The 20757-nt window shown below is 62.0% G+C and carries 25 protein-coding genes and 1 pseudogene; 12 read left to right on the top strand and 14 right to left on the bottom strand.

What is annotated here, in order from left to right:
* Positions 1 to 21: 21 nt before the first annotated feature.
* Together FJ867_RS04715 and FJ867_RS04710 are read right to left on the bottom strand one after the other, a co-directional pair.
* Positions 22 to 462 carry a DUF2267 domain-containing protein gene (locus FJ867_RS04715; protein ID WP_140566322.1) on the bottom strand — a complete coding sequence of 147 codons (441 nt, stop codon included), beginning with the start codon at positions 460 to 462 and terminating at the stop codon, positions 22 to 24.
* 147 nt (positions 463 to 609) lie between these two features.
* Entirely contained in the window at positions 610 to 1212 is a 603-nt protein-coding gene (locus tag FJ867_RS04710; protein ID WP_140566325.1) for an alpha-ketoglutarate-dependent dioxygenase AlkB, read from the bottom strand.
* 164 nt (positions 1213 to 1376) lie between these two features.
* Between FJ867_RS04710 and FJ867_RS04705 the strand changes: the two genes are divergently transcribed.
* The 5 genes from FJ867_RS04705 to FJ867_RS04685 all read left to right on the top strand — a co-directional run bounded on the left by FJ867_RS04705 (position 1377) and on the right by FJ867_RS04685 (position 7242).
* On the top strand, positions 1377 to 3764 hold the full coding sequence (locus FJ867_RS04705; protein WP_140816951.1) for a phosphoketolase family protein: 2388 nt from the start codon (positions 1377 to 1379) through the stop codon (positions 3762 to 3764).
* 18 nt (positions 3765 to 3782) lie between these two features.
* Positions 3783 to 4973, top strand: coding sequence for an acetate/propionate family kinase (locus FJ867_RS04700; RefSeq protein ID WP_348641345.1), 1191 nt, complete (start codon positions 3783 to 3785; stop codon positions 4971 to 4973).
* 106 nt (positions 4974 to 5079) lie between these two features.
* Complete coding sequence (locus FJ867_RS04695; RefSeq protein WP_140556674.1) at positions 5080 to 5538, top strand: DUF2231 domain-containing protein; 459 nt, start codon at positions 5080 to 5082, stop codon at positions 5536 to 5538.
* Positions 5525 to 6871, top strand: coding sequence for a sorbosone dehydrogenase family protein (locus FJ867_RS04690; protein ID WP_140556675.1), 1347 nt, complete (start codon positions 5525 to 5527; stop codon positions 6869 to 6871). Before FJ867_RS04695 ends, FJ867_RS04690 begins: the two co-directional genes overlap by 14 nt.
* Before the next feature lie 173 nt (positions 6872 to 7044).
* The gene (locus tag FJ867_RS04685; RefSeq protein WP_140496155.1) at positions 7045 to 7242 is read left to right on the top strand and encodes a hypothetical protein; all 198 of its coding nucleotides are present in this window, start codon (positions 7045 to 7047) and stop codon (positions 7240 to 7242) included.
* Positions 7243 to 7341: 99 nt separating this feature from the next.
* On the opposite strand, the gene FJ867_RS04680 is transcribed toward FJ867_RS04685, so the two are convergent.
* Positions 7342 to 9045: an HAD family hydrolase gene (locus FJ867_RS04680; protein ID WP_140816682.1), complete on the bottom strand. Its 1704-nt coding sequence runs from the start codon at positions 9043 to 9045 to the stop codon at positions 7342 to 7344.
* Between the two features lie 269 nt (positions 9046 to 9314).
* Between FJ867_RS04680 and FJ867_RS04675 the strand changes: the two genes are divergently transcribed.
* Positions 9315 to 10124 (top strand): nucleotidyltransferase family protein, encoded by an 810-nt coding sequence (locus tag FJ867_RS04675; RefSeq protein WP_140496153.1) that lies wholly within the window; start codon positions 9315 to 9317, stop codon positions 10122 to 10124.
* Complete coding sequence (locus tag FJ867_RS04670) at positions 10117 to 10866, top strand: metallophosphoesterase (RefSeq protein WP_140496152.1); 750 nt, start codon at positions 10117 to 10119, stop codon at positions 10864 to 10866. The genes FJ867_RS04675 and FJ867_RS04670 overlap by 8 nt, the downstream gene beginning before the upstream one ends.
* 25 nt (positions 10867 to 10891) lie before the next feature.
* Here FJ867_RS04670 and FJ867_RS04665 read toward each other — a convergent pair whose 3' ends face one another.
* Positions 10892 to 11077, bottom strand: coding sequence for a hypothetical protein (locus tag FJ867_RS04665; RefSeq protein ID WP_140496151.1), 186 nt, complete (start codon positions 11075 to 11077; stop codon positions 10892 to 10894).
* Positions 11078 to 11279: 202 nt separating this feature from the next.
* Here FJ867_RS04665 and FJ867_RS04660 point away from each other — a divergent pair, with 202 nt between their 5' ends.
* Together FJ867_RS04660 and FJ867_RS04655 are read left to right on the top strand one after the other, a co-directional pair.
* Complete coding sequence (locus FJ867_RS04660) at positions 11280 to 11453, top strand: hypothetical protein (protein WP_140522262.1); 174 nt, start codon at positions 11280 to 11282, stop codon at positions 11451 to 11453.
* 120 nt (positions 11454 to 11573) lie between these two features.
* The gene (locus tag FJ867_RS04655) at positions 11574 to 12011 is read left to right on the top strand and encodes a CBS domain-containing protein (RefSeq protein ID WP_140632650.1); all 438 of its coding nucleotides are present in this window, start codon (positions 11574 to 11576) and stop codon (positions 12009 to 12011) included.
* 54 nt (positions 12012 to 12065) lie between these two features.
* On the opposite strand, the gene FJ867_RS04650 is transcribed toward FJ867_RS04655, so the two are convergent.
* The 3 genes from FJ867_RS04650 to FJ867_RS04640 all read right to left on the bottom strand — a co-directional run bounded on the left by FJ867_RS04650 (position 12066) and on the right by FJ867_RS04640 (position 14596).
* On the bottom strand, positions 12066 to 13256 hold the full coding sequence (locus FJ867_RS04650; RefSeq protein WP_140560363.1) for an NADH-quinone oxidoreductase subunit D: 1191 nt from the start codon (positions 13254 to 13256) through the stop codon (positions 12066 to 12068).
* A 77-nt stretch (positions 13257 to 13333) separates the two neighbouring features.
* Positions 13334 to 13720, bottom strand: a complete 387-nt coding sequence (locus FJ867_RS04645) for a hypothetical protein (protein WP_140513581.1) — start codon at positions 13718 to 13720, stop codon at positions 13334 to 13336.
* Between the two features lie 162 nt (positions 13721 to 13882).
* Positions 13883 to 14596, bottom strand: coding sequence for an MgtC/SapB family protein (locus FJ867_RS04640; RefSeq protein ID WP_348641344.1), 714 nt, complete (start codon positions 14594 to 14596; stop codon positions 13883 to 13885).
* A gap of 149 nt (positions 14597 to 14745) precedes the next feature.
* Between FJ867_RS04640 and FJ867_RS04635 the strand changes: the two genes are divergently transcribed.
* Complete coding sequence (locus FJ867_RS04635) at positions 14746 to 15363, top strand: NAD(P)H-dependent oxidoreductase (protein ID WP_140522254.1); 618 nt, start codon at positions 14746 to 14748, stop codon at positions 15361 to 15363.
* 99 nt (positions 15364 to 15462) lie between these two features.
* On the opposite strand, the gene FJ867_RS04630 is transcribed toward FJ867_RS04635, so the two are convergent.
* The gene (locus tag FJ867_RS04630) at positions 15463 to 15744 is read right to left on the bottom strand and encodes a hypothetical protein (protein WP_140496145.1); all 282 of its coding nucleotides are present in this window, start codon (positions 15742 to 15744) and stop codon (positions 15463 to 15465) included.
* 364 nt (positions 15745 to 16108) lie between these two features.
* Between FJ867_RS04630 and FJ867_RS04625 the strand changes: the two genes are divergently transcribed.
* Entirely contained in the window at positions 16109 to 16447 is a 339-nt protein-coding gene (locus tag FJ867_RS04625; protein WP_348641343.1) for a DUF427 domain-containing protein, read from the top strand.
* A gap of 78 nt (positions 16448 to 16525) precedes the next feature.
* Here FJ867_RS04625 and FJ867_RS04620 read toward each other — a convergent pair whose 3' ends face one another.
* Genes FJ867_RS04620 through FJ867_RS04610 form a run of 3 tightly spaced genes read right to left on the bottom strand, consistent with a single transcriptional unit; the run spans position 16526 to position 18379 of the window.
* Positions 16526 to 16942: an HD domain-containing protein gene (locus FJ867_RS04620; protein ID WP_140816678.1), complete on the bottom strand. Its 417-nt coding sequence runs from the start codon at positions 16940 to 16942 to the stop codon at positions 16526 to 16528.
* Between the two features lie 13 nt (positions 16943 to 16955).
* Entirely contained in the window at positions 16956 to 18011 is a 1056-nt protein-coding gene (locus tag FJ867_RS04615) for an ATP-dependent DNA ligase (RefSeq protein WP_140816945.1), read from the bottom strand.
* Positions 17963 to 18379, bottom strand: coding sequence for a GFA family protein (locus FJ867_RS04610; protein ID WP_140816676.1), 417 nt, complete (start codon positions 18377 to 18379; stop codon positions 17963 to 17965). The genes FJ867_RS04615 and FJ867_RS04610 overlap by 49 nt, the downstream gene beginning before the upstream one ends.
* 238 nt (positions 18380 to 18617) lie before the next feature.
* Here FJ867_RS04610 and FJ867_RS04605 point away from each other — a divergent pair, with 238 nt between their 5' ends.
* On the top strand, positions 18618 to 19226 hold the full coding sequence (locus tag FJ867_RS04605) for an isochorismatase family cysteine hydrolase (RefSeq protein WP_140632656.1): 609 nt from the start codon (positions 18618 to 18620) through the stop codon (positions 19224 to 19226).
* 19 nt (positions 19227 to 19245) lie between these two features.
* Here FJ867_RS04605 and FJ867_RS04600 read toward each other — a convergent pair whose 3' ends face one another.
* The 3 genes and pseudogenes from FJ867_RS04600 to FJ867_RS04595 form a co-directional block, all read right to left on the bottom strand.
* A complete protein-coding gene (locus FJ867_RS04600) occupies positions 19246 to 19689 on the bottom strand; it encodes a PPC domain-containing DNA-binding protein (protein ID WP_140513575.1) in 444 nt (147 codons plus the stop codon).
* Positions 19690 to 19834: 145 nt separating this feature from the next.
* Positions 19835 to 19999 (bottom strand): hypothetical protein, encoded by a 165-nt coding sequence (locus FJ867_RS28655; RefSeq protein WP_181165226.1) that lies wholly within the window; start codon positions 19997 to 19999, stop codon positions 19835 to 19837.
* Positions 20000 to 20100: 101 nt separating this feature from the next.
* Positions 20101 to 20757: pseudogene (locus FJ867_RS04595) on the bottom strand (EmrB/QacA family drug resistance transporter); the annotation flags it as partial.

Here is a 20757-nt window from a genome sequence, read left to right as displayed (position 1 = left end):
CCTCTCGAACCGAGAGGAGGTTCAGTGTTTCGTATCGGGATCGGGACAGAGCTGCCGTACGTCCGCAGGCAGCGAGGCGCGGATCTTTCTGATCTGGCCGGGGTCGATATGATGAAAGAGGACTTTGAAGACCGATTGAACCGCAGCTTTCGGGTCGACGGGACGCGTATCGTCCATGCCCTGCTCAACGGGGCCGAGAAACTCTTCCAGGGAACGGCTCTTTTGCGGCATGCGTGACGGCTCGAACTGCTCATAGTAGGTGCCGCGCACGAGCAGCGGCAACTGCGCTCCAAGATGCGAAGCCATGTCGACCGGAAGCCGGTCCCTGACGGTGCGCAAGACGACGCCGAGCAGGTGCCAAGCGAACTGGCGATCCTGTCCGTGGTCGGCCATGATCTCGTCCAGCCAGACATTGGTGGTTTGGGTGGTCTTGTCGAAAATCTCGAGTCCGGTAGCGCTCATCGCCGCCTCCTCAATCGAATCGCTCACCCGCAAAACCCGTCGGCAAAACCATCGGTGGCAGGGAAAGTTTCATGCCGGGCCGAAATTTCTTCGCTTCGGCAGTTCACGCGAGATGCTGCACCGGCTGTCGCAGTCGCTGTCCGACGATCACAACGGCCGGAGCGTCCGCAACGTGATCGAATAGCGATGCTCTTTCATCGGCGGTATGCTGTGCTCCCACTCGGTCCGGGAGGCGCCCGCCATCAGATATGCGGATCTCGGCTCGACCGTGACGGTTTCGCGGTCCCATTTCGCACCGTTCCTGCGGCGCAGGCGGAAACTGCAAGCAGCCAACAGCGACACTCCGGCGACAATGCCGAAGTGCGGCTTGTCGCGATGCCATCCGATGCCGGCGCCCGGCCGATATTCGTTGATCAGGACCTGCACGAAATCGGCGGCAGGCAGGCCGGCAAAGCCGGCTACCTTGTCCCTCAAGGGCAGCAAGAAACCTGGTATGGGCGGCGCCTCCATCACCTGGCGCCGCTCATAGTCGTAGCGCAGGCCGAAGCCTGCCACGCGCCTATTGGCGAGATAGCCGTGGAAATCGAATGGCTGGAAGGACAGGCTCTCGAGCTCCCGCACCAGTTCAGCTTCCTGCGCCGGCGTGATCAGTTCGGGCCGGTAACGAAATCCTTCCGGTAAGCTGTCGGGCGCACCAAAGAGGTCGTCCTGGCGAGGGTCCGTGGGATTGCTGGATCGGGGCGATGGCATCGCCTTTAGATGGTGAAATCCGCGGCTGAGGCAAGATTTCCCCGGCCGGCTGCGTGGGGCGGCTCGCATTTGATGGGAACCTCGACTTCGCTGTCGGATTATTCAATGCGGGCGGCACGCATCGTATTTCAACCAGCTTTGCCAAGGAGAAACTCGTGCGGGCAATGCGTAGCCGGCCTAAACAAGGAGAGCTCGATCTCATCGACCGTTATTGGCGGGCGGCGAATTTTCTGTCGGTCGGACAGATCTATCTGATCGACAATCCGCTGCTGAAGGAGCCGTTGCGGCCGGAGCACATCAAACCTCGCCTGCTTGGCCACTGGGGGACCACGCCCGGGCTGAATTTCATCTACGTCCATCTCAATCGCATCATCAGGCAGCGTGATGCCGACGTGATCTACATTTGCGGCCCAGGCCATGGTGGACCGGGGATGGTCGCCAATACCTATCTCGAAGGGACCTACAGCGAAATCTATCCCGAGGTCAGTCGCGACGAGGATGGGCTGCGCAAGCTCTTTCGCCAATTCTCCTTTCCGGGCGGCATCCCGAGCCATGCCGCAGCGGAAACGCCGGGGTCGATCCATGAGGGCGGCGAACTCGGCTATGCGCTGGCTCACGCCTATGGCGCCGCGTTTGACAACCCGGACCTCGTCGTGGCCTGCGTGATCGGCGACGGCGAGGCGGAAACGGGGGCGCTGGCAGCCTCCTGGCATTCGAACAAATTCCTCAATCCGGTCCATGACGGCGCTGTCCTGCCGATCCTTCATCTCAACGGCTACAAGATCGCGAATCCGACGGTGCTCGCCCGGATCGACGCGCAGGAGTTGCGAAGCTTGCTGGCTGGATATGGCTATGAACCTTTTTTCGTCGAAGGCGACGAACCGCGGGCGATGCACCGGCTGATGGCCGAAACGCTCGATACTGTCTTCGATCGGATCGATGAAATCCAGAAGGAAGCGCGCGAGACCGGCAGAGTGGATCATCGGCCCCGCTGGCCGATGATCGTGCTGAGAAGCCCGAAGGGCTGGACCGGCCCGAAGGAGCTGGATGGCAAGAAGGTCGAGGGTTTCTGGCGCGCGCACCAGGTGCCGATCACCGACCCGCGAAACGATGCAGGCCATCTCGCAGCTCTGGAAAATTGGATGCGCGGCTATCGGCCCGAGACGCTTTTCGATGAAGCGGGCAGGTTTCGAAACGAGCTACAGGCCCTGGCGCCGGACGGCGAGCGGCGCATGGGCAGCAATCCACATGCCAATGGAGGGATGCTCAAGCAGGAGTTGCGATTGCCGGATTTCCGCCACTTCCGGGTCGCGGTCCCGAAACCCGGCGGCGCAAGGGCCGAGGCGACGAAGCTCATGGGAGCGTTCATCGAGGAGGTCATACGGCTGAATGCCGATGCCCGCAATTTCAGGCTCATGGGACCGGACGAGACATCGTCAAACAGGCTGGACGCCGTGTTCGACGCGACCGAGCGCGTCTGGATGGAAAAGATCGAGCCTTATGACGAGCATCTGGGGCGCGACGGCCGCGTCATGGAGGTGCTGAGCGAACATCTTTGCCAAGGCTGGCTGGAAGGATACCTGCTGACCGGCCGGCACGGCCTCTTCTCATGCTACGAGGCGTTCATCCACATAGTCGATTCCATGTTCAACCAGCACGCCAAATGGCTGAAGGTCTCGCGCGAACTTGCCTGGCGGCGGCCAATCGCGTCGCTCAACTATCTGTTGACCTCCCATGTGTGGAGGCAGGACCACAATGGCTTCAGCCATCAGGATCCCGGCTTCGTCGATCTCGTCGCCAACAAGAAGGCGGACATCGTGCGCATCTACTTCCCGCCGGATGCCAATACGCTGCTCTGGGTCACGGATCACTGCCTGCGAACCTACAATCGGGTCAACGTGATCGTTGCCGGCAAGCAGCCGGCTTCCCAGTGGCTGCCGATGGACGACGCCATACGTCATTGCGAGGCCGGCATCGGGATCTGGGATTGGGCGGGAACCGAGCGTGGAGAAGAGGATCCCGACGTGGTGATGGCCTGCGCGGGAGACGTGCCGACGCTGGAGACGCTCGCGGCTGTCGACCTTCTTCGCCAGGCGATACCGGATCTCGCCATACGCGTCGTCAACGTAATGGACCTGATGGCGCTGCAACCCAAGGAGCAGCACCCCCACGGCCTGGCGGACGCGGAATTCGACAGGCTGTTCACGACCGGCAGACCGGTGGTCTTCGCCTACCACGGCTATCCCTATCTCATTCACCGGCTGACCCACAAACGGGCCAATCACGACAACTTCCACGTTCGCGGCTACAAAGAAGAGGGCACGACGACCACGCCCTTCGACATGGCGGTGCTCAACGAACTGGACCGTTTTCACCTAGCCATCGAGGCGATCGACCGGGTGCCGGGGCTGAGCGCCAGGGCAGCCGATGCGAGGGCCCGATTTGCCGACGGCCTGAACGAGCACACGCGCTATGTTCGCGAACATGGCGAGGACATGCCCGAGATCCGGAACTGGGCCTGGCGCGACAAAGCGGGCGCGGCGGATGGTTAAGGCTGTGCCCGCCGGGGAGTGCCGCTCGTGACCAGCGCAATACTCGCCCTCAATGCAGGCTCGTCCAGCCTGAAGTTCGGCCTGTTCGAAGCCGGATCACAGGAGGGGCCGGTGCTCACGGTGAGCGGTGCGTTCGAAGACTTGGATGACGAGCCAAGCCTCGTCGCCAAGGACGCGTCGGGCAAATCCATCTTCAAACGCGCCGTCAAGCCCGCAAGCCCGCCCGTAGAGGTTCTCCTGCGGGACTTGTTCGATGTCCTCGATCCGTATCTTGCGCAGGCTCCGCTGAGCGCGGTCGGCCATCGCATCGTCCATGGTGGCAAGCGGTTTTCGACTCCGGTCCTGCTGACCGGCGAGATCGTCGAGGCGCTCGACGCGCTGACGCCGATGGCACCGCTCCACCAGCCGGCCGGCCTGGCGCCGGTTCGTGCGATCTCCAAACTGCTGCCCGGCCTACCCCAGATCGGTTGCTTCGACACCGCCTTTCACCGCACGCTGGAGCCGCCGGTCAACCGCTATGCGCTGCCGCGCGAGTTCGAGGAAAGCGGGATCCGCCGTTACGGCTTCCACGGCCTTTCCTACGAATTCGTCGCAGGCCAGCTGCAGGCGCTTTCGCCCGGACTCCGGGGCAAGCGTTGCGTGGTCGCGCATCTCGGCAGCGGATGCAGCCTGTGCGCCATGCGCGAAGGCAGAAGTCTCGACACCACCATGGGGTTCACCGCGCTTGACGGGTTGATGATGGCCACGCGGCCGGGCGCCATCGACCCCGGCGTGCTTCTCTACCTTCAGCAGGCGCGCGGCATGTCCGTGAAAGAGTTGGAGACCTTGCTCTATCACAAGTCCGGCCTGCTCGGCGTTTCGGGAGTGTCGGCAGATGTGCGGACCTTGCTTGGCAGCAAGGATCCTCGTGCGGCGGAGGCGATCGATCTCTTCACGTTTCGGATCGCCCGCGAGATCGCGGCGATGGGAGCCACGCTCCAGGGTATCGAGGCGCTGGTGTTCACGGGAGGGATCGGAGAGCATTCCTGGCAGATCCGTGAAGCGGTTTGCGAGCGCCTGCGATGGCTGGACGTGTTGCTCGACGCGAATGCAAACCGGTCGGGAAAAGAGCGGATCACCGGCGAGGGCAGCGCGGTCGATGTTTACGCAATCGCCACTAACGAAGAATTGATCATCGCCCGCCAGGTGCTGGCGACCGTGCCGATCTGACCGCTGAACTCGGTCCGCGGCGACCCGCCGGGACCATCAGGCAGGAACCTCCGGCCTTGGGGATTGTTTATGGGCCAACCGAGAGTTGATATGGAAGGACTTCCTCATGGCAAGGGAGAATCCGGCTTCCACGGCCAGCATCGCCGGCCATCCCATCCATCCGATGCTCGTGCCCATTCCCATCGCCTGCTTCGTCGGCGCATTGCTGACGGACCTGAACTACTGGCGGACGGCGGAGATGATGTGGGCGAATTTCTCCGCCTGGCTGCTGACGGTCGGCGTGATCGTGGGCGTGCTGGCCGCCATTGCCGGCCTCACCGACTTCCTGGGCGATCGCCGGGTGCGCGCACATAAAACCGCGTGGCTGCACATGTTGGGCAATGCGGTGGCGGTCATACTGTCCTTCTTCAACATGCTCATACATACCCGTGATGCCTGGACCTCGGTGATGCCGACAGGCCTTATCCTGTCGGCGCTGGTGGTACTCATCCTGATATTCACCGGCTGGCTGGGCTGGGCCCTTGTCTACCGCCACCACGTGGGAGTGGCCGATGAAACCGTTTGATCGATCCGGCAAGCGACGCGCTTATGGTACAGGGCTTGCGTTCCTTTGCTTTGCGACGCTCGGCGCCGCGGGCTGCAGCAACGATGCCGCCGACCCAAGCACTCAGATAGGCCCCAACCCGAATTTGCCGGAGATAAAGCAATATCTGTTCCCGCCGATGCATCTTGCATCCGTGGTCGGCTGGAAGAAGGATGAAACGCCGACGGTAGCGCAGGGCCTGCAGATCCATGCGCTGGCGACCGGGCTTCAGCATCCGCGCTCGCTCTACATCCTGCCGAACGGCGATGTGCTGGTCGTCGAATCGAAGGCCCCGCCGGAACCGCCAGCCAAACGGCCGAAGGATATCGTGATGGGCCTGATCGAATCGCTTGTCACCTCGGGCGGCGATACGGGACCGAGCAACCGCATCACCTTGCTGCGTGACAGCAATGGCGACGGCGTGCCTGACGTCCGGGATGTGTTCCTCGATCACCTGAATTCGCCCTTCGGCGTCGCCCTGGTGGGAAACGACCTCTATGTTGCCAACACCGACGCGATCATGCGCTACCCCTACAAGCCAGGCGACACCAAGATCACCGCGCCGGGTGTCAGGTTGACGGAATTGCCGGGCGGTCCGATCGATCATCATTGGACCAAAAGCCTCGTCGCCAGCCCGGACGGTTCGTTGCTCTATGTCGGCGTCGGTTCGAACAGCAACATCACCGAAAACGGCATCGGCGCGGAAAAGGATCGTGCCGCGATCTGGCAGGTGGACAGGGCCACCGGACGATCGCGCATTTTTGCCAGCGGATTGCGCAATCCGAACGGCTTGAGCTTCGAGCCGCAGACCGGAGCACTCTGGACTGTCGTCAACGAGCGCGATGAACTTGGGCCAAATCTGGTTCCAGACTACATGACATCGGTGAAGGATGGCGGCTTCTACGGCTGGCCGTACAGCTATTACGGCCAGCATGTCGATCCCCGGGTAATGCCGCAGCGCCCCGATCTGGTCGCCAAGGCGATCGTTCCCGACTATGCGCTGAGCTCGCATGTGGCACCGTTGGGCATGGCCTTCTACACCGGAACCAGCCTGCCGCAGACTTATCGAGGCGGCGCCTTTGTCGGCGAGCACGGCAGCTGGGACCGTCCCGGGCTGAATGGCTACAAAGTCGTCTTCGTGCCATTCAGCGGTGGCCGTCCGAGCGGCATGGCTCAAGACGTCGTCACAGGTTTCCTCAACGACCAGGAGGAGGCGCGTGGTCGGCCGGTCGGCGTTGCCATCGACAAAACCGGAGCGCTGCTGATCGCGGACGATGTCGGAAACACAGTGTGGCGCGTCACACCCTCGGGGTGATGATCGCTGCTTCAGGCATGTCGCTCTCCCGCCGGTCGGCATCAAGCTCGGTCCGCCTTCGTCCCTTTGGCAGGATGTCACGAAATATTACGTGAGGGAACGTCGGCGCCGAAATCTGCATTCTCCGGGGGAGACGACCGTCGTCTCGAAGTTGGATTGAAAGGAGAATTACCATGCCCAATCAAGGTGGTAGCCACGAGCAACATGTGAAGGCGGGCCAGCAGAGCCACAAGAACACGGAAAACAAGAACCGCCAGCAGCAACAGGCCGCAGGCAACAATGAGCGGCAACAGGGCGACGGCTCCAACATGCGGGGTGGCTCGCACGAACAACATGTAAGAGCGGGCCAACAGAGCCACAAAAACCGCTAGGCATTTCAGCCAGGCGCGCTGACGCTCGCTCCGTATCATGACATGAGAAAGGTCCATCCCGAGGAATCGGGATGGGCTTGTGTCTACCCCGGCTCAAGGTCAGTCCGCGGGAGCAGTGTAACGGCGGCCAATGGCCTCGGCGATGGCCGCGCGGCTCTCCTGCATGTCCGTGCCGGTATCCGTTTCTATGTCCGCCACCTCGTCGGCGAGGTTCTTGTCCTTGATCTTGCTGCGGAACCATTTCGAATAGTCGCCGGCGCGCAGGTGATGTTCCCAGGTGCGATCGTCGATGCCTTCTGCGATGTGAAGGAACATCATCAGGTTCTGCGCTTTCAGGTTAAGCGCTCCGTCCGGCCCCCGGAAATAGAAGCTGTTGTCGCCAAGGTCGCCCTCGGCATATTTGCGCATGTGCCGCTTGCGAACCTGGCGGGGCCGTTCGACCTTGACCGTCCTGATCGGCTCGCCCGATGATCGTTTCCAAAACAGGACTTCGTCCTTTGGCGGCGGCACGGCGCCGTCGGGGACGTCGATGCCGGTGGCGGCACAGAAGCTTGCGACGATCTTGTCGGCTTCCGGTCCAAGCGCCAGGACGGTTTCGACGCCAGCCAGGACGTCGCGCGAAACCAGATCGGGGTGCACGGTGATCAGGATGGTCGCGGGGAGGCTCTTGGGCAGCGCGAAAGACGCGCCGTCACGGGCCTGGGGCAAGAGATGATGCGCCTCATCGATGATCAGCCAATGCGGTCGGCCGGTGCGCGCGCGAATGCTGGCCATGTCCGGCAGCAGCTTGGCAAAATTGCCGGGCCGTTCAGCGGTCTTCAGCCCCAGCATGTTGACAGCGACATTGTTGGTTGGCTTGGACAGAAGATCGAAGACCTCACGCGAGATCGGCGGGGTCTTGGCGTCGCCAACCACCACCACATTCTCGAGTTCCTGATAGTCGCCTTCGGGGTCGAGAACGCAAAACTGAAAACCCTTCTCGACAAAGCGCTCGGTCAACGCGGTGGCAAGCGTGGATTTGCCGATACCGGATGTGCCGGCCAGCAGCACGCCGCCGCCATGCGGTGAAAGGTGCACCTGCGCGCCCGCTATGTCGGTTCCCACTTCCACATGTTGGCGAGCCGTCTCCACGAAGCCGGCATCGCGCGATATGAGCTGTTCGATCAGTTCCACCACGCCGGCACCTCGAGGGCTGGCTGTGACGAAATCCGCCGTCTCCTTAACGGTCGGCAATGCGTTGGCTACGGCGACGCCGAAGCCGGCGGCGCGCAGGAATGCATGGTCGTTCTCGGCATCGCCGACACCGACGACGTTGTGGGCGGAAAACCCCAATTCCTCGAGTGCGCAGGCAAGGCCGGTGGCCTTGTTGACCCCGCTTGGCAGCACCATCACCGCGCCCTTGTTGAAGATGATCTCGAGCTCAAGTCCAAGCTCCTTGATCTCCGACAGCACGGCGGCTTCCTGTGGTTCCCAGGTGGCCACGACGCAGCGTCCGACCGACAGGGGCGCGACCCCGCGACGCTTCAGCCGGTCGACGAATTCAGCCGGGGGCGCCGGCGCCAAAAGCCGCTCCTTCTTCGAAGCGGGCGTATAGATCAACGCGCCGTTTTCGGCGACCACCCTGTCGAAGATGTCGAGTGCCGGAAAGACCCGCTCAAGATCGGCAAGCTCGCGGCCGGTCACCATGATCAGCTTGCGGCCCGTCTGCTTCAGCCGTTCGAGCGCAGCATAGGTCGCATCGGAGACGACCCCGTCTTCGGCGAGCGTGCCGTCATAGTCTGTCGCTAGGGCAAGAACATACATCCTGGATATCGTCTGCGCTTGAAACCAGACACCCCGATCGCCCGAAGGCAGCTTCGGCTGTCCGGGCTAACGATGCCGAATGGCGATGGTTCCATGCAGGGAAACGGCCCATGCAACCATATTGAAACCCAGGACTCCGCGGGTAATTTTGCCCGTCGCGCCCGATTTCCTTCAGGCCGCAACGCGACCGTGGCGGAACCAGGCAGGGTTCCCGCTGTTAACAACGCGGGCGATCAATCGGTTGCCGATGTGTGGGAGCCATGCGTGCCATGATCAACGATCCGTTGCCGGGAACTGTTCCGGCATCCCTTCCCGCGATCGACGCAAAGGCCGCCCCGACGCTCAAGAACGCCGAGGCGGAGGTGTTCTATACCGAAGCCATTCGCGAACTCGCCGCCACCGACATTCCTTTCCTTGTCGCCGGAACCTATGCGGTAAGCGCCTACACCGGCGTCATCCGTCAGACCAAGGATCTCGATATCTTCTGCAAGGCAGGCGACTTCTCGCGCATCCTGGCCCATTTCAAGCAGCTCGGCTATGCGGTCGAAATCGAGGATGACCGGTGGCTTGGGAAGGTCTTCAAGGGCACGCATTTCTTCGACATCATATTCGCCTCGGCGAATGGAACGATGCCGGTAAGTGACCAGTGGATGGAGCATGCCCGCCAAACCGAACTGCTGGGAAGCCGGGTGAGGATCGTCGGCCCGACCGAGCTCATATGGTCCAAATGCTTCATCCAGGACCGAGGGCGTCATGACGGGGCGGACATCGCCCATACGATCCTCAAGGCGCAGGACCAGATCGACTGGCACAGGCTGCTGTCCTACCTGGAAGTCCACTGGGAAGTGCTGCTGATGCAGATTCTCAGTTTCAGATGGATCTATCCGAGCGAGCGCGACCGCATCCCCACATGGCTGCTTGACGAACTGCTCGACCGCCTTGCCAAGCAGCGCCAATTGCCTTCCCCCAGAATGAAGATCTGCCGCGGGCGCCTGCTTTCGCAGACCGATTACGAAATCGACGTCAAGGAATGGGGCTTCGCCGGCGTCGGCGGTACAGGAGAATTTCGTGATGGCTGAACGGACCGAAGACGCTCCGGCGATGGAGGGCACCGCCACGATCAAGGTGGCGGCCGTTGGCGACCTGCATGTGAAGGAGGACGCCCAGACATCGTATCGCGATCTCTTCGGCGAAATGTCGCGCGAGGCCGATATCCTCGTTCTTCCAGGCGATCTGACCAATCTGGGCAAGCCCCGCGAAGCCGAGATCCTCGCCGAAGACCTGCGCGCCTGCTCTATCCCGGTGGTCGGCGTGCTCGGCAACCATGATTATGAATCCGGTGCGGTCGAGGACGTCGCGGAAATCCTGCGTCAAGCGGGCGTCCATCTCCTCGACGGGCAGACGACCGAAATAGAGGAGGTCGGTTTTGTCGGCGTGAAAGGGTTCGTCGGGGGGTTCGGTTCACGCATGCTCGGCTCCTTCGGCGAGCCGGCCATCAAGTCGATGGTCGCCGAGAGCGTCAGCGAGGCCATGCGGCTTGAGAACGCGATGCGCCAGGTTCGCGCAAAACGCACGCTTGTCATTTTGCACTACGCTCCGATCGTCGAGACCATCGCCGGCGAACCCCTGGAGATATTTCCGTTTCTGGGCTCGTCGCGGCTGGCGGAAACGATCGACCGGTTCCAGGTCAGTGCTGTCGTGCACGGCCATGCGCATCGGGGAAGCTATGAGGGCCGCACGCCCGGCGGGGCGAGGGTCTACAACGTCGCCATGCACGTTTCCAAACCGACCGGCCGACCCTATGCCTTGCTTGAAATCTGACGGAGTCGGGGCGCCGTCCCGACGGTCAGCTTACCGCTTTGATCGATTTTGCCAGTTCTTCGAGCTTGTGCGGATCGTTGCCGTGACGGCGCACGAGCTCGCGTGCCTGATTGGACGGCAGATCGGCTGTCGCCACCAGTTGCCGGACCTGTTCACTGTCGACCGCGACTTGGGGCAAGTTGCTGCCGGAAATTCTCTCGTCACCAGCCATCGTCTTTCTCCTCGATCGATGTCGAGACAACGGATTGGAAAACCGTCCGGTTCCGAAAGACGGGGCTGAAGTCGACCGGCGGATCCGATCGGCAGCGCGCCGTCTCGATCCGTGGCGGCAAGGCCGGAGGCGACCGCGAATTGGCCATGGAACAAATGACGCCGGCCAGGAGTTGCGTCCCGAATGAAGGGAGGTGATCCCGATGCCAAACCCAGGAAAACCAGATCCCAATCGCGACGTGCCGATGCCGGCGCCGACCTGGAAGCCCGAACCGATCGAGGAGCCTGATCCGGAACAACTCCCGGACGAGGCGCCTCTGCCCAATCCCGACGAGAACGAAGAGTCGCCGATGCATGCCGGCAGCCGCGTCGTCTGAACGTGCGACGCATGAATCCCGATCCCGTGGCAATGGAACCTCTTGGGCCGGCGCCATTGTCCCTCCATCGTGTTTCCATCACAGCAACGGCAAGGGGCGCTTCAACCAAAGGAGAACATCATGAAAGTTGGCAACTGCATGACGCAAGGCGTTCAGGTCGCCAGTCCGGACCAGACCCTGCGGGAGGCCGCCGCCGCCATGGCCAGCCTCGATGCCGGCGCTCTGCCCGTAGGCGAGGACGACCGGCTGGTCGGAATGATCACTGATCGCGACATCGCCGTCCGTGGCGTCGCCCAGGGTAGGGGCCCGGATACGCGGATACGCGAAGTGATGAGCGCCGAGATCAGGTACTGTTACGACGACGAGGAGATCGAAGACGTGCTCCAGCAGATGGGGGACCTTCAGGTTAGACGGCTGCCGGTGATCAGCCGTGAAAAACGGCTGGTTGGCATCATCTCGCTTGGCGATCTCACGAAAAACGGCGAGGCAGCACGAGCAGGCGAAGCGCTGAACGGCATCTCACAGCCAGGCGGTGCGCATTCGCAGACGGCACACTGACCATCGATGACATGGCGAGAGCGCTGCCCGCGTCCCGCGGGCGGCGACGGCGGTTCAGCGATCGATCTCTCCAAAGACTATGTCGAGGGAGCCGATGATCGCCGAGACGTCGGCGATCATGTGCCCCCGGGACAGATAGTCCATCGCCTGCAGATGTGCGAAGGACGGCGCGCGAATCTTGCACCGGTAAGGAACATTGCCCCCATCCGAAACCAGATAGACGCCGAACTCGCCTTTCGGCGCCTCGACGGCGGCATAGACCTCGCCCTCGGGCACGTGATGGCCTTCCGTGTAAAGCTTGAAATGGTGAATGGTCGCTTCCATGGAGCGTTTCATCTCCGCGCGGCGTGGCGGCGTGATCTTCCGGTTGGGAATTGCGACCGGTCCTTGGCCTTGCGGCGACCGTAGCTTGTCAAGACATTGCCTCATGATCCGGACCGACTGGCGCATCTCCTCCATTCGTACGAGGTAGCGGTCATAGCAGTCGCCGTTCTTGCCGATGGGAATATCGAAATCCATCTGCGGGTAGCATTCGTAAGGCTGCGCCTTGCGCAAATCCCATGCCGCGCCCGACCCACGCACCATTACGCCCGAAAATCCCCAAGCCCAGGCATCGTCGAGACCGATGACGCCGACGTCGACATTGCGCTGCTTGAATATGCGGTTTTCGGTGAGCAGTTCTTCGAGATTGTCGCAGACCTTGAGGAACGGATCGCAGAAATCCCACATATCGTCCAACAGGTCCGGGGGAAGATCCTGATGTACGCCGCCGATCCTGAAATAGTTGGCATGCATGCGGGCGCCCGATGCCCGTTCATAAAACACCATCAGTTTCTCGCGTTCGGCGAAACCCCAGAGCGGCGGCGTGAGGGCGCCGATATCCATCGCCTGCGTGGTGACATTGAGCAGATGGGACAGCAGCCGGCCGATCTCGCAATACAGCACGCGAATGAGCTGGCCGCGCTGTGGAGCCGAGATCCCGAGCAGCTTCTCCGCCGCCAGGCAGAAGGCGTGCTCCTGATTCATCGGCGCCACATAGTCAAGCCTGTCGAAATAGGGCAGGGCCTGTAGGTAGTTCTTGTACTCGATCAACTTCTCCGTGCCCCGATGCAGCAGCCCGATATGCGGATCGACGCGTTCGACGACTTCGCCGTCGAGTTCGAGCACCAGCCGCAGGACGCCATGCGCCGCAGGGTGCTGCGGCCCGAAGTTTATCGTGAAATTGCGGACCGTCGCGTCAGCCATGACGCCCTCCTTCGACCGTTGCCGCCTGGCACCGGGAATGGGACATCCGCCGAAGCACCGGGTTCTGTCCCACGCCGTCAGGTCGTGGTCTGGATGATCAGCGTCAGCGTGCCGTCGCCGTCAATGTTGGCCGCCACCACTTCGGAGGCATCAAGTCCATTCGCGGCCAGGACCGAGGAAGCTTCCGGCGATGCGCTGACCGAACGCTGCAGGACGTGAAGGTCTTCCTGACTGGTCTGGGCAACCACGGTCTCGACCTTGGCCTTGAGGTCGGGTGGCAAGTCCGCCAATGCGACGATGGCTATGTTGGTGAATGTCTGTCCGGTGATGCCCTGGTCGGGGCCGGTCTGACCTGGCACGGCTTCCGGTGCCGGTGCGTCCGGGGGAAGGGGTGCGTTTTGGGACTGAGCATGGGCAGGCAAAGCCAGAGTGAGTGCCGCCAGGATGATGATTGCCTTGTTCATGATATCTTCCTTCCTTGTTCGAGGAGGGTCGATCGGGATGACGCGCGACAGGGACAGCAAGCCATCGCCTCGAACAGTGTTGCGTGTTCAAAGCGCGAAGTCCGGATTTGTTCCGGCTCCGGTCGAATCCAAGGCAGGGACGAGGACGCATCGCTGCCCTGCCTATGGTCGGGGACCTTTATCGCTGATCGCGTCAAACCGTTCGATGTCGTAGCGCGGACTGATCCGCGCCAGTATCTCGACGGAGGGTTTGGCCGCGTCGGGCTGTTTCCAGCTCAGCTCGAAGGAGAATACGAACCGGCCGCGCTCGATGTCGTGCTGCATTCCGAGAAAGCGCCAGCGATAGCCCAGCGGTTGAACCAGCGCGTCGAGGTCAGGCGGAACGCCGTTCGCCGACGAGATCGCCAGGATCGCATGATGGGTTCGTGGGACCCACAGATCGACCTGCTTCAGCACCTGAAGCGTTATCAACGTCAAAACCGTCCCCGCTGTGCCAAGTGCCAGTTGCCCGCCGCCGAAGGCGAGGCCGATTGCGGTCGTGACCCACAAGGTGGCGGCCGTGGTGACACCCGTCACGAAATCGCCGCGGCGGAGAATGGCTCCGCCGCCAATGAAACCGACACCCGTCAGCACGCCCAGCGGAAAACGGAGCACGTCCATCACACTGAACGAATCGGGGCCCTTGCCGCCCACCTCGAGCAGGATATTGGCCTGCATCATCGCGATCGCGGCCGCCAGGCCGACCAGGATGGTTGTTCTGAGCCCGGCGGTGTGGCCGCGGGCTTCCCTGTTCATTCCGATGATCACGCCGGCAACAAAAGCAAGAGCCAGGCGCAGGGCTAGGTCGGTCAAGGTTGGATGAAGCGGCATGGTCATAGCGGGGACGACTCACGCAACGGGCTCGTTCTCCAACACCGCGGAGCGTTCGATGGTTCCCTAGGTGGAAGGTGAAGCTTCTTGTCGGGTTCAGGCAACCCACGACGTCCCGCTGCGTTTGGCACAGAACGCACTCGGGAGATCTTTCCATGCCGCTCACCGCCTTTGCGCTCAATTGCACCTTGAAGGCCTCCGACGACGCCGAGAAATCGTCCACGGACCGCCTGCTGGCGGATCTGCTGGCGGCAATGGTGCCGCATGGGGTCCGCGGCGAGATTGTTCGCGCCCTCGACCATGACGTCAAACCCGGCGTGCTGTCGGACATGGGCGAGGGAGACGGTTGGCCGCAGCTCCGCAGGAAGATCCTCGACGCCGACATCTTCGTGCTGGGCCTGCCCATCTGGCTCGGCCAGCCGTCGAGTGTCGCCAAGCGCATCCTGGAGCGCATGGATGCGTTTCTATCGGAGACCGACAAACAAGGCCGGATGCCGGCCGCCGGCAAGGTCGCGATCGTGGCGATCGTCGGCAATGAAGACGGCGCTCACGCCTGTCACGCGGCGTGCTTTCAGGCGCTAAACGACGTCGGCTTCACGATTCCTGCCAATGGCGGCGTGTATTGGGTTGGGCAGGCTATGGGCGACGTCAACTATGTCGACCTGCCCGGAACGCCGGAAGCCGTGGTCGAGATGATCGAAATGACGGCTTCGAATGCGGCCCATCTGGCCAGCGTGCTGAAGGAAAGGCAGTATCGCGGCGTCGGAAAGTGAAGAGATTTTCGTGGCGGCACAGAGTGCCCGTTGCCCTGACACGATCGGCCACTCGATGGTTGCCGGGCGCCAGCAAGATCAGTGTCGGCGCCCTTGGGGTCAGGGCTCGTCAAAGGGCCCGGCTCGCCTGGCCAGATCGCGCGATATGGCACCTTCCTCTTCGTCATCGGGCAATGCCTCGTCGCTGTTCTGGTAGGCGTTGTCATCGTCCTCCTCCGGCAGGTCGCCTTCCTTCTCGACGTCGACGACGGCGTCGACATTGTCGGACACCTTGTCTGGAAGAACCCTGCCGCCCTTGATTGCATCCCAGTCCGCCTGCTGGATTGCCGGGGCTTCAGTTTCGTCCCGTTGTTCGGATCGTTGCTTCTTGCGCGGTTCCATCTCATGTCTCCGATATGAACGGGTGCCTCATGTGGCCCCTTTGTCGCCAGTTGCGTCGCCTTCCGCCGCCAGAACTCGGCTATCCTGATGGGTCGTGGAATCGGAAAGGCTAACGGATAACCGCCGACCCGGCCCGTTGTTCCTCTCAGCGGGATCGGTTGGTGTTCCGCCTTGGGCCTGGGATGCAGCATCGCGGGGTAGCCGCCGCATTCGCGCAACCAATCCCGCATTACCTCGTTTTGCCTTTGAGACCGGCCCTTGAACTTTACCGATTGGAAACCTCAGAGACACTCAAATGAACCCTTCAGCCGAGCCCCGATCACCGTCGGGAAACAATCTCCATATTCAGCCTTTCCATGGAACGGTGACTGTCAGATTCTCCGACGCCATCATCGCCTCCACCGAACATGCGCTGCAGGTCCAGGAAACGGGGAGGGATCCTGTGTTCTACATCCCGTTCCAGGACATCTATTTCGACCTGCTCGAGAAAACCGATACCACCTCGATATCGCCAAAAGGCACTGCGAGCTATTGGCGCGTGCATGCCGTTGGCGGATCGGCGGATGATTTCATGTGGGCGTATGAAGAGCCCGAGGCGCCTGTCCGGATGCTTGCTCGCCATGCCGCCTTCGATCCCGGCAAGGCTCGCATAGACGCCGATCCCGCTGAAGACGAGCGCCACACGCCTCACATAGTGGAATAGCAGGGCAGCGGCAGGATTTATCCAAGGGAACCGATTCCATTGAGTTGTCGTGCGATGACACCGCGGCCCAGGTCGCCTTCACGCTGCGCGGTCTTCGTCGAGAATGCGCAGGCCCTCTTCAAATTTCGCGATGGGAATCCCGGCCCGCCGCGCTTGCCACAGGTTGTCGGCCAGATCGGCACGCTTGACCGGCCGCGCCAGGGGATTTGACGCAGCCCGGCGCACGAAAGCGATTTCATTCTCGCCAGGCCTCTTCGTCAGAGCATCGACCGCGGCGACAATCGAGGGGCCAAACCCCGCCGATTTCAGCCTTGTCCTTGTCCAGCCCTCCCCTTTTTCGAGGACGTCATGCAGATATGCCACGATCTTCTGGTCAAGGGTTTCGACCGTGTCGACCACGCGCCTGCAGTGTTCGATATAGGGTTGCCCGGTCTTATCGGTCTGCGATCGATGCGCGTCCTCGGCAATCTTGGCCGCGCGGTAGAGCATGCTCATTGCCAGCCTCCCTTCATTCAATCTGTTCGAACCTGCATTGCCGGGGCGCCTTGTCCGGTCGCCATCGCAACAGTTTGGTTCCGTGGCGGAATCGATTGCCGGTGACATGATCGAAACGGACTTCGACCACCAGCTCCGGCCGCACGGGCTCCCACTCCCCGCTGCGTTCGGTGCTCCAGCGGCTCGGCCCGCCGGGAGCCTTGCCGGTAAAGCCGGGTCCGCCTCTCAGGTTCTCGAGCTTCGCGGTAATTTCTGCCCTGTCGTCCTTGCCGATCGTCGACGTAAACCCGACATGGTCGAGCTTGCCGTGGTCGTCATAGAGTCCGAGCAGCAGGGATCCGACCTGGCTGCTGCCCGTCAGGTAGCGGAACCCGCCGACGACACAGTCCGCGGTGCGCAGCCGCTTCACCTTGATCATGGTGCGCTCGCCCGGCTGATAAGGGTCCGTCAGCAGTTTGGCGACAACTCCATCGGTGGAGCCGTGGCCGGCCTCGCCCAGCCAGCGCCTGGCGGTGGTCACGTCGGTGGTGCGCGGCGACAACCGCAACGAGGAAACGCCCGACCTCGTGACGAAGCGCTCGATCGCGGCCCGTCGTTCCGTCAAGCTCTTGTCGAGCATGATCCCGCCGTCCGGATCGACGAGAATATCGAACAGGACGAGATGGGCCGGGGTTTGCGCGCTCAGCATGCGAATCCTGCTTTCGGCAGGGTGAAGCCGCATCTGCAAGGCCTCGAAGGAGGGATCGCCATTCACCTCGATGACTATCTCGCCGTCGAGAACGAAAGACTGGGTATCGAGATCGCGCAACAGTGTCGTTATTTCCGGAAAATACCGGCCGAGCGGCTTGCCGGACTTGGCCCTGAGATCGACGCTTGCGGTGCCTTTGAAGGCCAGGCAGCGGAATCCGTCCCACTTCGGCTCATACTGCCAGAGACCGTCGTCGCCCGGCAGTGCGTCGGCCGCCTTGGCCTCCATGGGGCGGGTATCCAAAGGCAGCGGAAAAGCAGCGGCCACGGCCTCTACCACCGCTCTTCGGCGTCGTGGTGCGGCAGGTCCACACCGCAGCATGTCCATCCGAGCCGTTGCGCGGATCCGTAATTGTAGCCTGGCTCGAGATCGGCGGGATCGTCGAAGGTTCCGACATGCAGGGCGATCTCATCCGGCGATGCATCGTAGGCCAACGCGATGGGCGATCCGCAGTCGCGGCAGAAGCTTCTTTGTGCGATGGGTGATGACCTGCGGCAGAAAGGCTTGTTGGAAAGCCATTGCAAGCTGGCCGATGGTACCCACGCCAGGACTGCAAACGCACTGCCGGTCGAGCGTCGGCACATGTCGCAGTGGCAATAGTGAGCGCGCGGCCTGGAGATGGTGCGATAGCGGACGTTGCCGCACAGGCACCCCCCGGTTCGTTCTCTCATTTCTTGCTGCGCGACCATTGGCCGATCTCTCGAACCTCGATGCTGGTCAACGTTCCACCGATGATGTGGTTTCCGAAAGCCCAAGGGGAACGAGTTTCGTTGCCTCGCGTTTGGTCGGCACTCGAGAAACTGGGGACTAGCGCAAGGATGTCGACTTGAACGGAACCCCTATCCGGCTGGCATGTGCGTTCAGGTATCTGTCCATGGCCGCCTTGTGCCGGCTCGACGCCGAAGACGACAAAGCGGGTTGCTGCTGATGTCGGTTCGGGGTCTGGCATATGGACCTCTGGGCGATCATTGCGCCCATCTGTGTGTCGACATGCAGCGGCTGTTCGCCGAGCCGTCGGAGTGGGCGACACCCTGGATCACCCGTGTCCTTCCCCGGATCGTCAGCCTTGCCGAAAGATATCCTTCACAAACGATCTTCACTCGCTTCCTTCCGGCGCGAAGCCCGGGGCAGGGCGCCGGCACCTGGAAGCGGTACTATGAACGCTGGGCATCGATGACCATCGACAGGATCGGCGAGGAGATGATCGAACTCCTGCCGCCGCTGGCGGCATGCTGCCCGCCGGCGATCGTTGTCGACAAGCACATCTACTCACCGTGGCCCGAAGGGCATCTGCACACGCTGCTTTCATCCCGCCGGATCGACACTCTCGTCATCACCGGCGGCGAGACCGACGTCTGCGTTCTGGCGACAGTGCTTGGCGCGATCGATATCGGCTACCGCGTCGTTCTGGTGACGGATGCCCTGTGCAGCTCTTCGGATGCAACACACGACGCGCTGATGACCGTCTATCATCAGCGGTTCGCGCAGCAGGTCGAAACGGTCGAGATGGAGACGGTTCTTTCCAACTGGACCTGATCTCGAAGCAATGTCCAGGTCAGGCGCTCAGGTCGATCAAGGCGATGCCGAGATCGGCGTGTTTCCTGCGGCGCAGATGAGCGGGGGACTCGACCAGTGTGACCTCCAGGGTCGGTCGCACGACGCCGCCCAGCAGATGTCCGCCCCGCGTCGCTCCGTCGCTCAGTCCGAGCACGGCATGCAGGTGGAGGCTGGGCTTGCCGTCATCGCCCAGGGCAATGTCGCCGATCGCGCTGAGAACCTCGCACTGCTCGTTGACCGGTATCTTGCGATAGTCCTTTGCCTCGAAATCGAACCAACCGACCGCTGCTCGCTCGAACGCGCCGAGCGCGGTCAGCGATGCGCCGTCGATCTGTTCTTCGCTGGCAAAGGCAGTGAGCACGCCAATCGCCTCTTCGCCAGGCTCGAGCACCACCACGAAGGTCCTCTGTCCCGCGACTTTCGAAACCAGTTTCGATTTCATTGCCGTTGTCCTGTGGCCAAGGTGCAGAAACCTTGGCGGTGAATTTTCAGGCCGGCCCACTTATTCGAACGAACCGTTCGCGTCCCGGTTCCATATTGCGGCAGGCGCGCGGCGTCGAAGCGACCGGCAGTATCCGCCCGAACGCCTACCCCTCAGCCTTGAAGTTCTTGGCTTCCTTTTTCACCTCTTTCCTGTCGTTGTCGTGCTTGCGGATGAGATCTTTCGCCTGCTTGGGCGAGACGTCGGTCGTTTCGGCCAGATGCACGGCTTCGCGATCTTCGTCTTGTGGCCGGATCTTTTCCTTGGCCATCGGTCTGTCTCCTTTTTTCCGTGTCATGGGACGTAACCAGACAAGCGCCGCCCGGTTCCATGAAACTGCCTTGCTCGAAGGAGCGCCTGCCTCGGTAGAAGCTATTTCGCGGAGGAACTCGACTTGGGAGAGCGCAGCAAAAGTGCGAGCGGCACGAGCAGGGCGGTCGCGATCGCGGAGTAGCGAAACAAGTCCACGTAAGCCAGAAGCGTCGCCTGCCGGCCTATCGTCTGGCCAATCCAGCCGACCGCCTGGACTTTCGCCTCGACCGCGGGCGAGCCCTGAGCGACGAAATAGTCAGTCATGCGCCGAAGCATCTGCTGATAGACAGGCGAGGACTGCGCCGTGTTGCCGATCAGATGGGTCTGATGCAGTTGTGCGTTCTGCGCCACGACGGTGTTGGAGAGCGATACGCCGACGCTGCCGCCGATATTGCGGGCGACATTGATCAGCGCCGAGGCCTGGTTGGTCTTTTGCGGCGGCAGGCCGACATAGGCGGCCGTCGAAATGGGGATGAACAGGAAGGGAAGCCCTACCGTGATGAAAATGCGGGCATAGGTGAAATAGCTGAAACCGGCATTCGGCGACAGTGAAGTCAGGTGCCACAATCCCACGGCAACCGCCGACATGCCGATCATGATCAGGTATTTCGGCTGCACGAAGCCGGAGGCGAAGCCGGAAATCGGCATCAGCATCAGCATGGCGATGCCGCCAGGCATCATCGAAAGTCCCGAAAGCGTCGCGGTGTAGTCGAAGGT

It is taken from the genome of Mesorhizobium sp. B2-5-3 (genome assembly GCF_006441005.1).
GTDB lineage: Bacteria > Pseudomonadota > Alphaproteobacteria > Rhizobiales > Rhizobiaceae > Mesorhizobium.
Note: the sequence above shows the minus strand (reverse complement) of the source record. Positions and strands in the feature narration are given on the sequence as shown.

What these genes read in the sequence shown, in the direction of transcription:
- FJ867_RS04645 (WP_140513581.1), bottom strand. Translation starts at nt 13,720, where the DNA reads ATGAACAAGGCAATCATCATCCTGGCGGCACTCACTCTGGCTTTGCCT.
- FJ867_RS04615 (WP_140816945.1), bottom strand. Translation starts at nt 18,011, where the DNA reads ATGCTGCGGTGTGGACCTGCCGCACCACGACGCCGAAGAGCGGTGGTA.
- FJ867_RS04655 (WP_140632650.1), top strand. Translation starts at nt 11,574, where the DNA reads ATGAAAGTTGGCAACTGCATGACGCAAGGCGTTCAGGTCGCCAGTCCG.
- FJ867_RS04715 (WP_140566322.1), bottom strand. Translation starts at nt 462, where the DNA reads ATGAGCGCTACCGGACTCGAGATTTTCGACAAGACCACCCAAACCACC.
- FJ867_RS04680 (WP_140816682.1), bottom strand. Translation starts at nt 9,045, where the DNA reads ATGTATGTTCTTGCCCTAGCGACAGACTATGACGGCACGCTCGCCGAA.
- FJ867_RS04605 (WP_140632656.1), top strand. Translation starts at nt 18,618, where the DNA reads ATGTCGGTTCGGGGTCTGGCATATGGACCTCTGGGCGATCATTGCGCC.
- FJ867_RS04640 (WP_348641344.1), bottom strand. Translation starts at nt 14,596, where the DNA reads ATGACCATGCCGCTTCATCCAACCTTGACCGACCTAGCCCTGCGCCTG.
- FJ867_RS04690 (WP_140556675.1), top strand. Translation starts at nt 5,525, where the DNA reads ATGAAACCGTTTGATCGATCCGGCAAGCGACGCGCTTATGGTACAGGG.
- FJ867_RS28655 (WP_181165226.1), bottom strand. Translation starts at nt 19,999, where the DNA reads ATGGCCAAGGAAAAGATCCGGCCACAAGACGAAGATCGCGAAGCCGTG.
- FJ867_RS04650 (WP_140560363.1), bottom strand. Translation starts at nt 13,256, where the DNA reads ATGGCTGACGCGACGGTCCGCAATTTCACGATAAACTTCGGGCCGCAG.
- FJ867_RS04620 (WP_140816678.1), bottom strand. Translation starts at nt 16,942, where the DNA reads ATGAGCATGCTCTACCGCGCGGCCAAGATTGCCGAGGACGCGCATCGA.
- FJ867_RS04660 (WP_140522262.1), top strand. Translation starts at nt 11,280, where the DNA reads ATGCCAAACCCAGGAAAACCAGATCCCAATCGCGACGTGCCGATGCCG.
- FJ867_RS04635 (WP_140522254.1), top strand. Translation starts at nt 14,746, where the DNA reads ATGCCGCTCACCGCCTTTGCGCTCAATTGCACCTTGAAGGCCTCCGAC.
- FJ867_RS04685 (WP_140496155.1), top strand. Translation starts at nt 7,045, where the DNA reads ATGCCCAATCAAGGTGGTAGCCACGAGCAACATGTGAAGGCGGGCCAG.
- FJ867_RS04610 (WP_140816676.1), bottom strand. Translation starts at nt 18,379, where the DNA reads ATGGTCGCGCAGCAAGAAATGAGAGAACGAACCGGGGGGTGCCTGTGC.
- FJ867_RS04670 (WP_140496152.1), top strand. Translation starts at nt 10,117, where the DNA reads ATGGCTGAACGGACCGAAGACGCTCCGGCGATGGAGGGCACCGCCACG.
- FJ867_RS04710 (WP_140566325.1), bottom strand. Translation starts at nt 1,212, where the DNA reads ATGCCATCGCCCCGATCCAGCAATCCCACGGACCCTCGCCAGGACGAC.
- FJ867_RS04705 (WP_140816951.1), top strand. Translation starts at nt 1,377, where the DNA reads ATGCGTAGCCGGCCTAAACAAGGAGAGCTCGATCTCATCGACCGTTAT.
- FJ867_RS04600 (WP_140513575.1), bottom strand. Translation starts at nt 19,689, where the DNA reads ATGAAATCGAAACTGGTTTCGAAAGTCGCGGGACAGAGGACCTTCGTG.
- FJ867_RS04695 (WP_140556674.1), top strand. Translation starts at nt 5,080, where the DNA reads ATGGCAAGGGAGAATCCGGCTTCCACGGCCAGCATCGCCGGCCATCCC.
- FJ867_RS04630 (WP_140496145.1), bottom strand. Translation starts at nt 15,744, where the DNA reads ATGGAACCGCGCAAGAAGCAACGATCCGAACAACGGGACGAAACTGAA.
- FJ867_RS04665 (WP_140496151.1), bottom strand. Translation starts at nt 11,077, where the DNA reads ATGGCTGGTGACGAGAGAATTTCCGGCAGCAACTTGCCCCAAGTCGCG.
- FJ867_RS04675 (WP_140496153.1), top strand. Translation starts at nt 9,315, where the DNA reads ATGATCAACGATCCGTTGCCGGGAACTGTTCCGGCATCCCTTCCCGCG.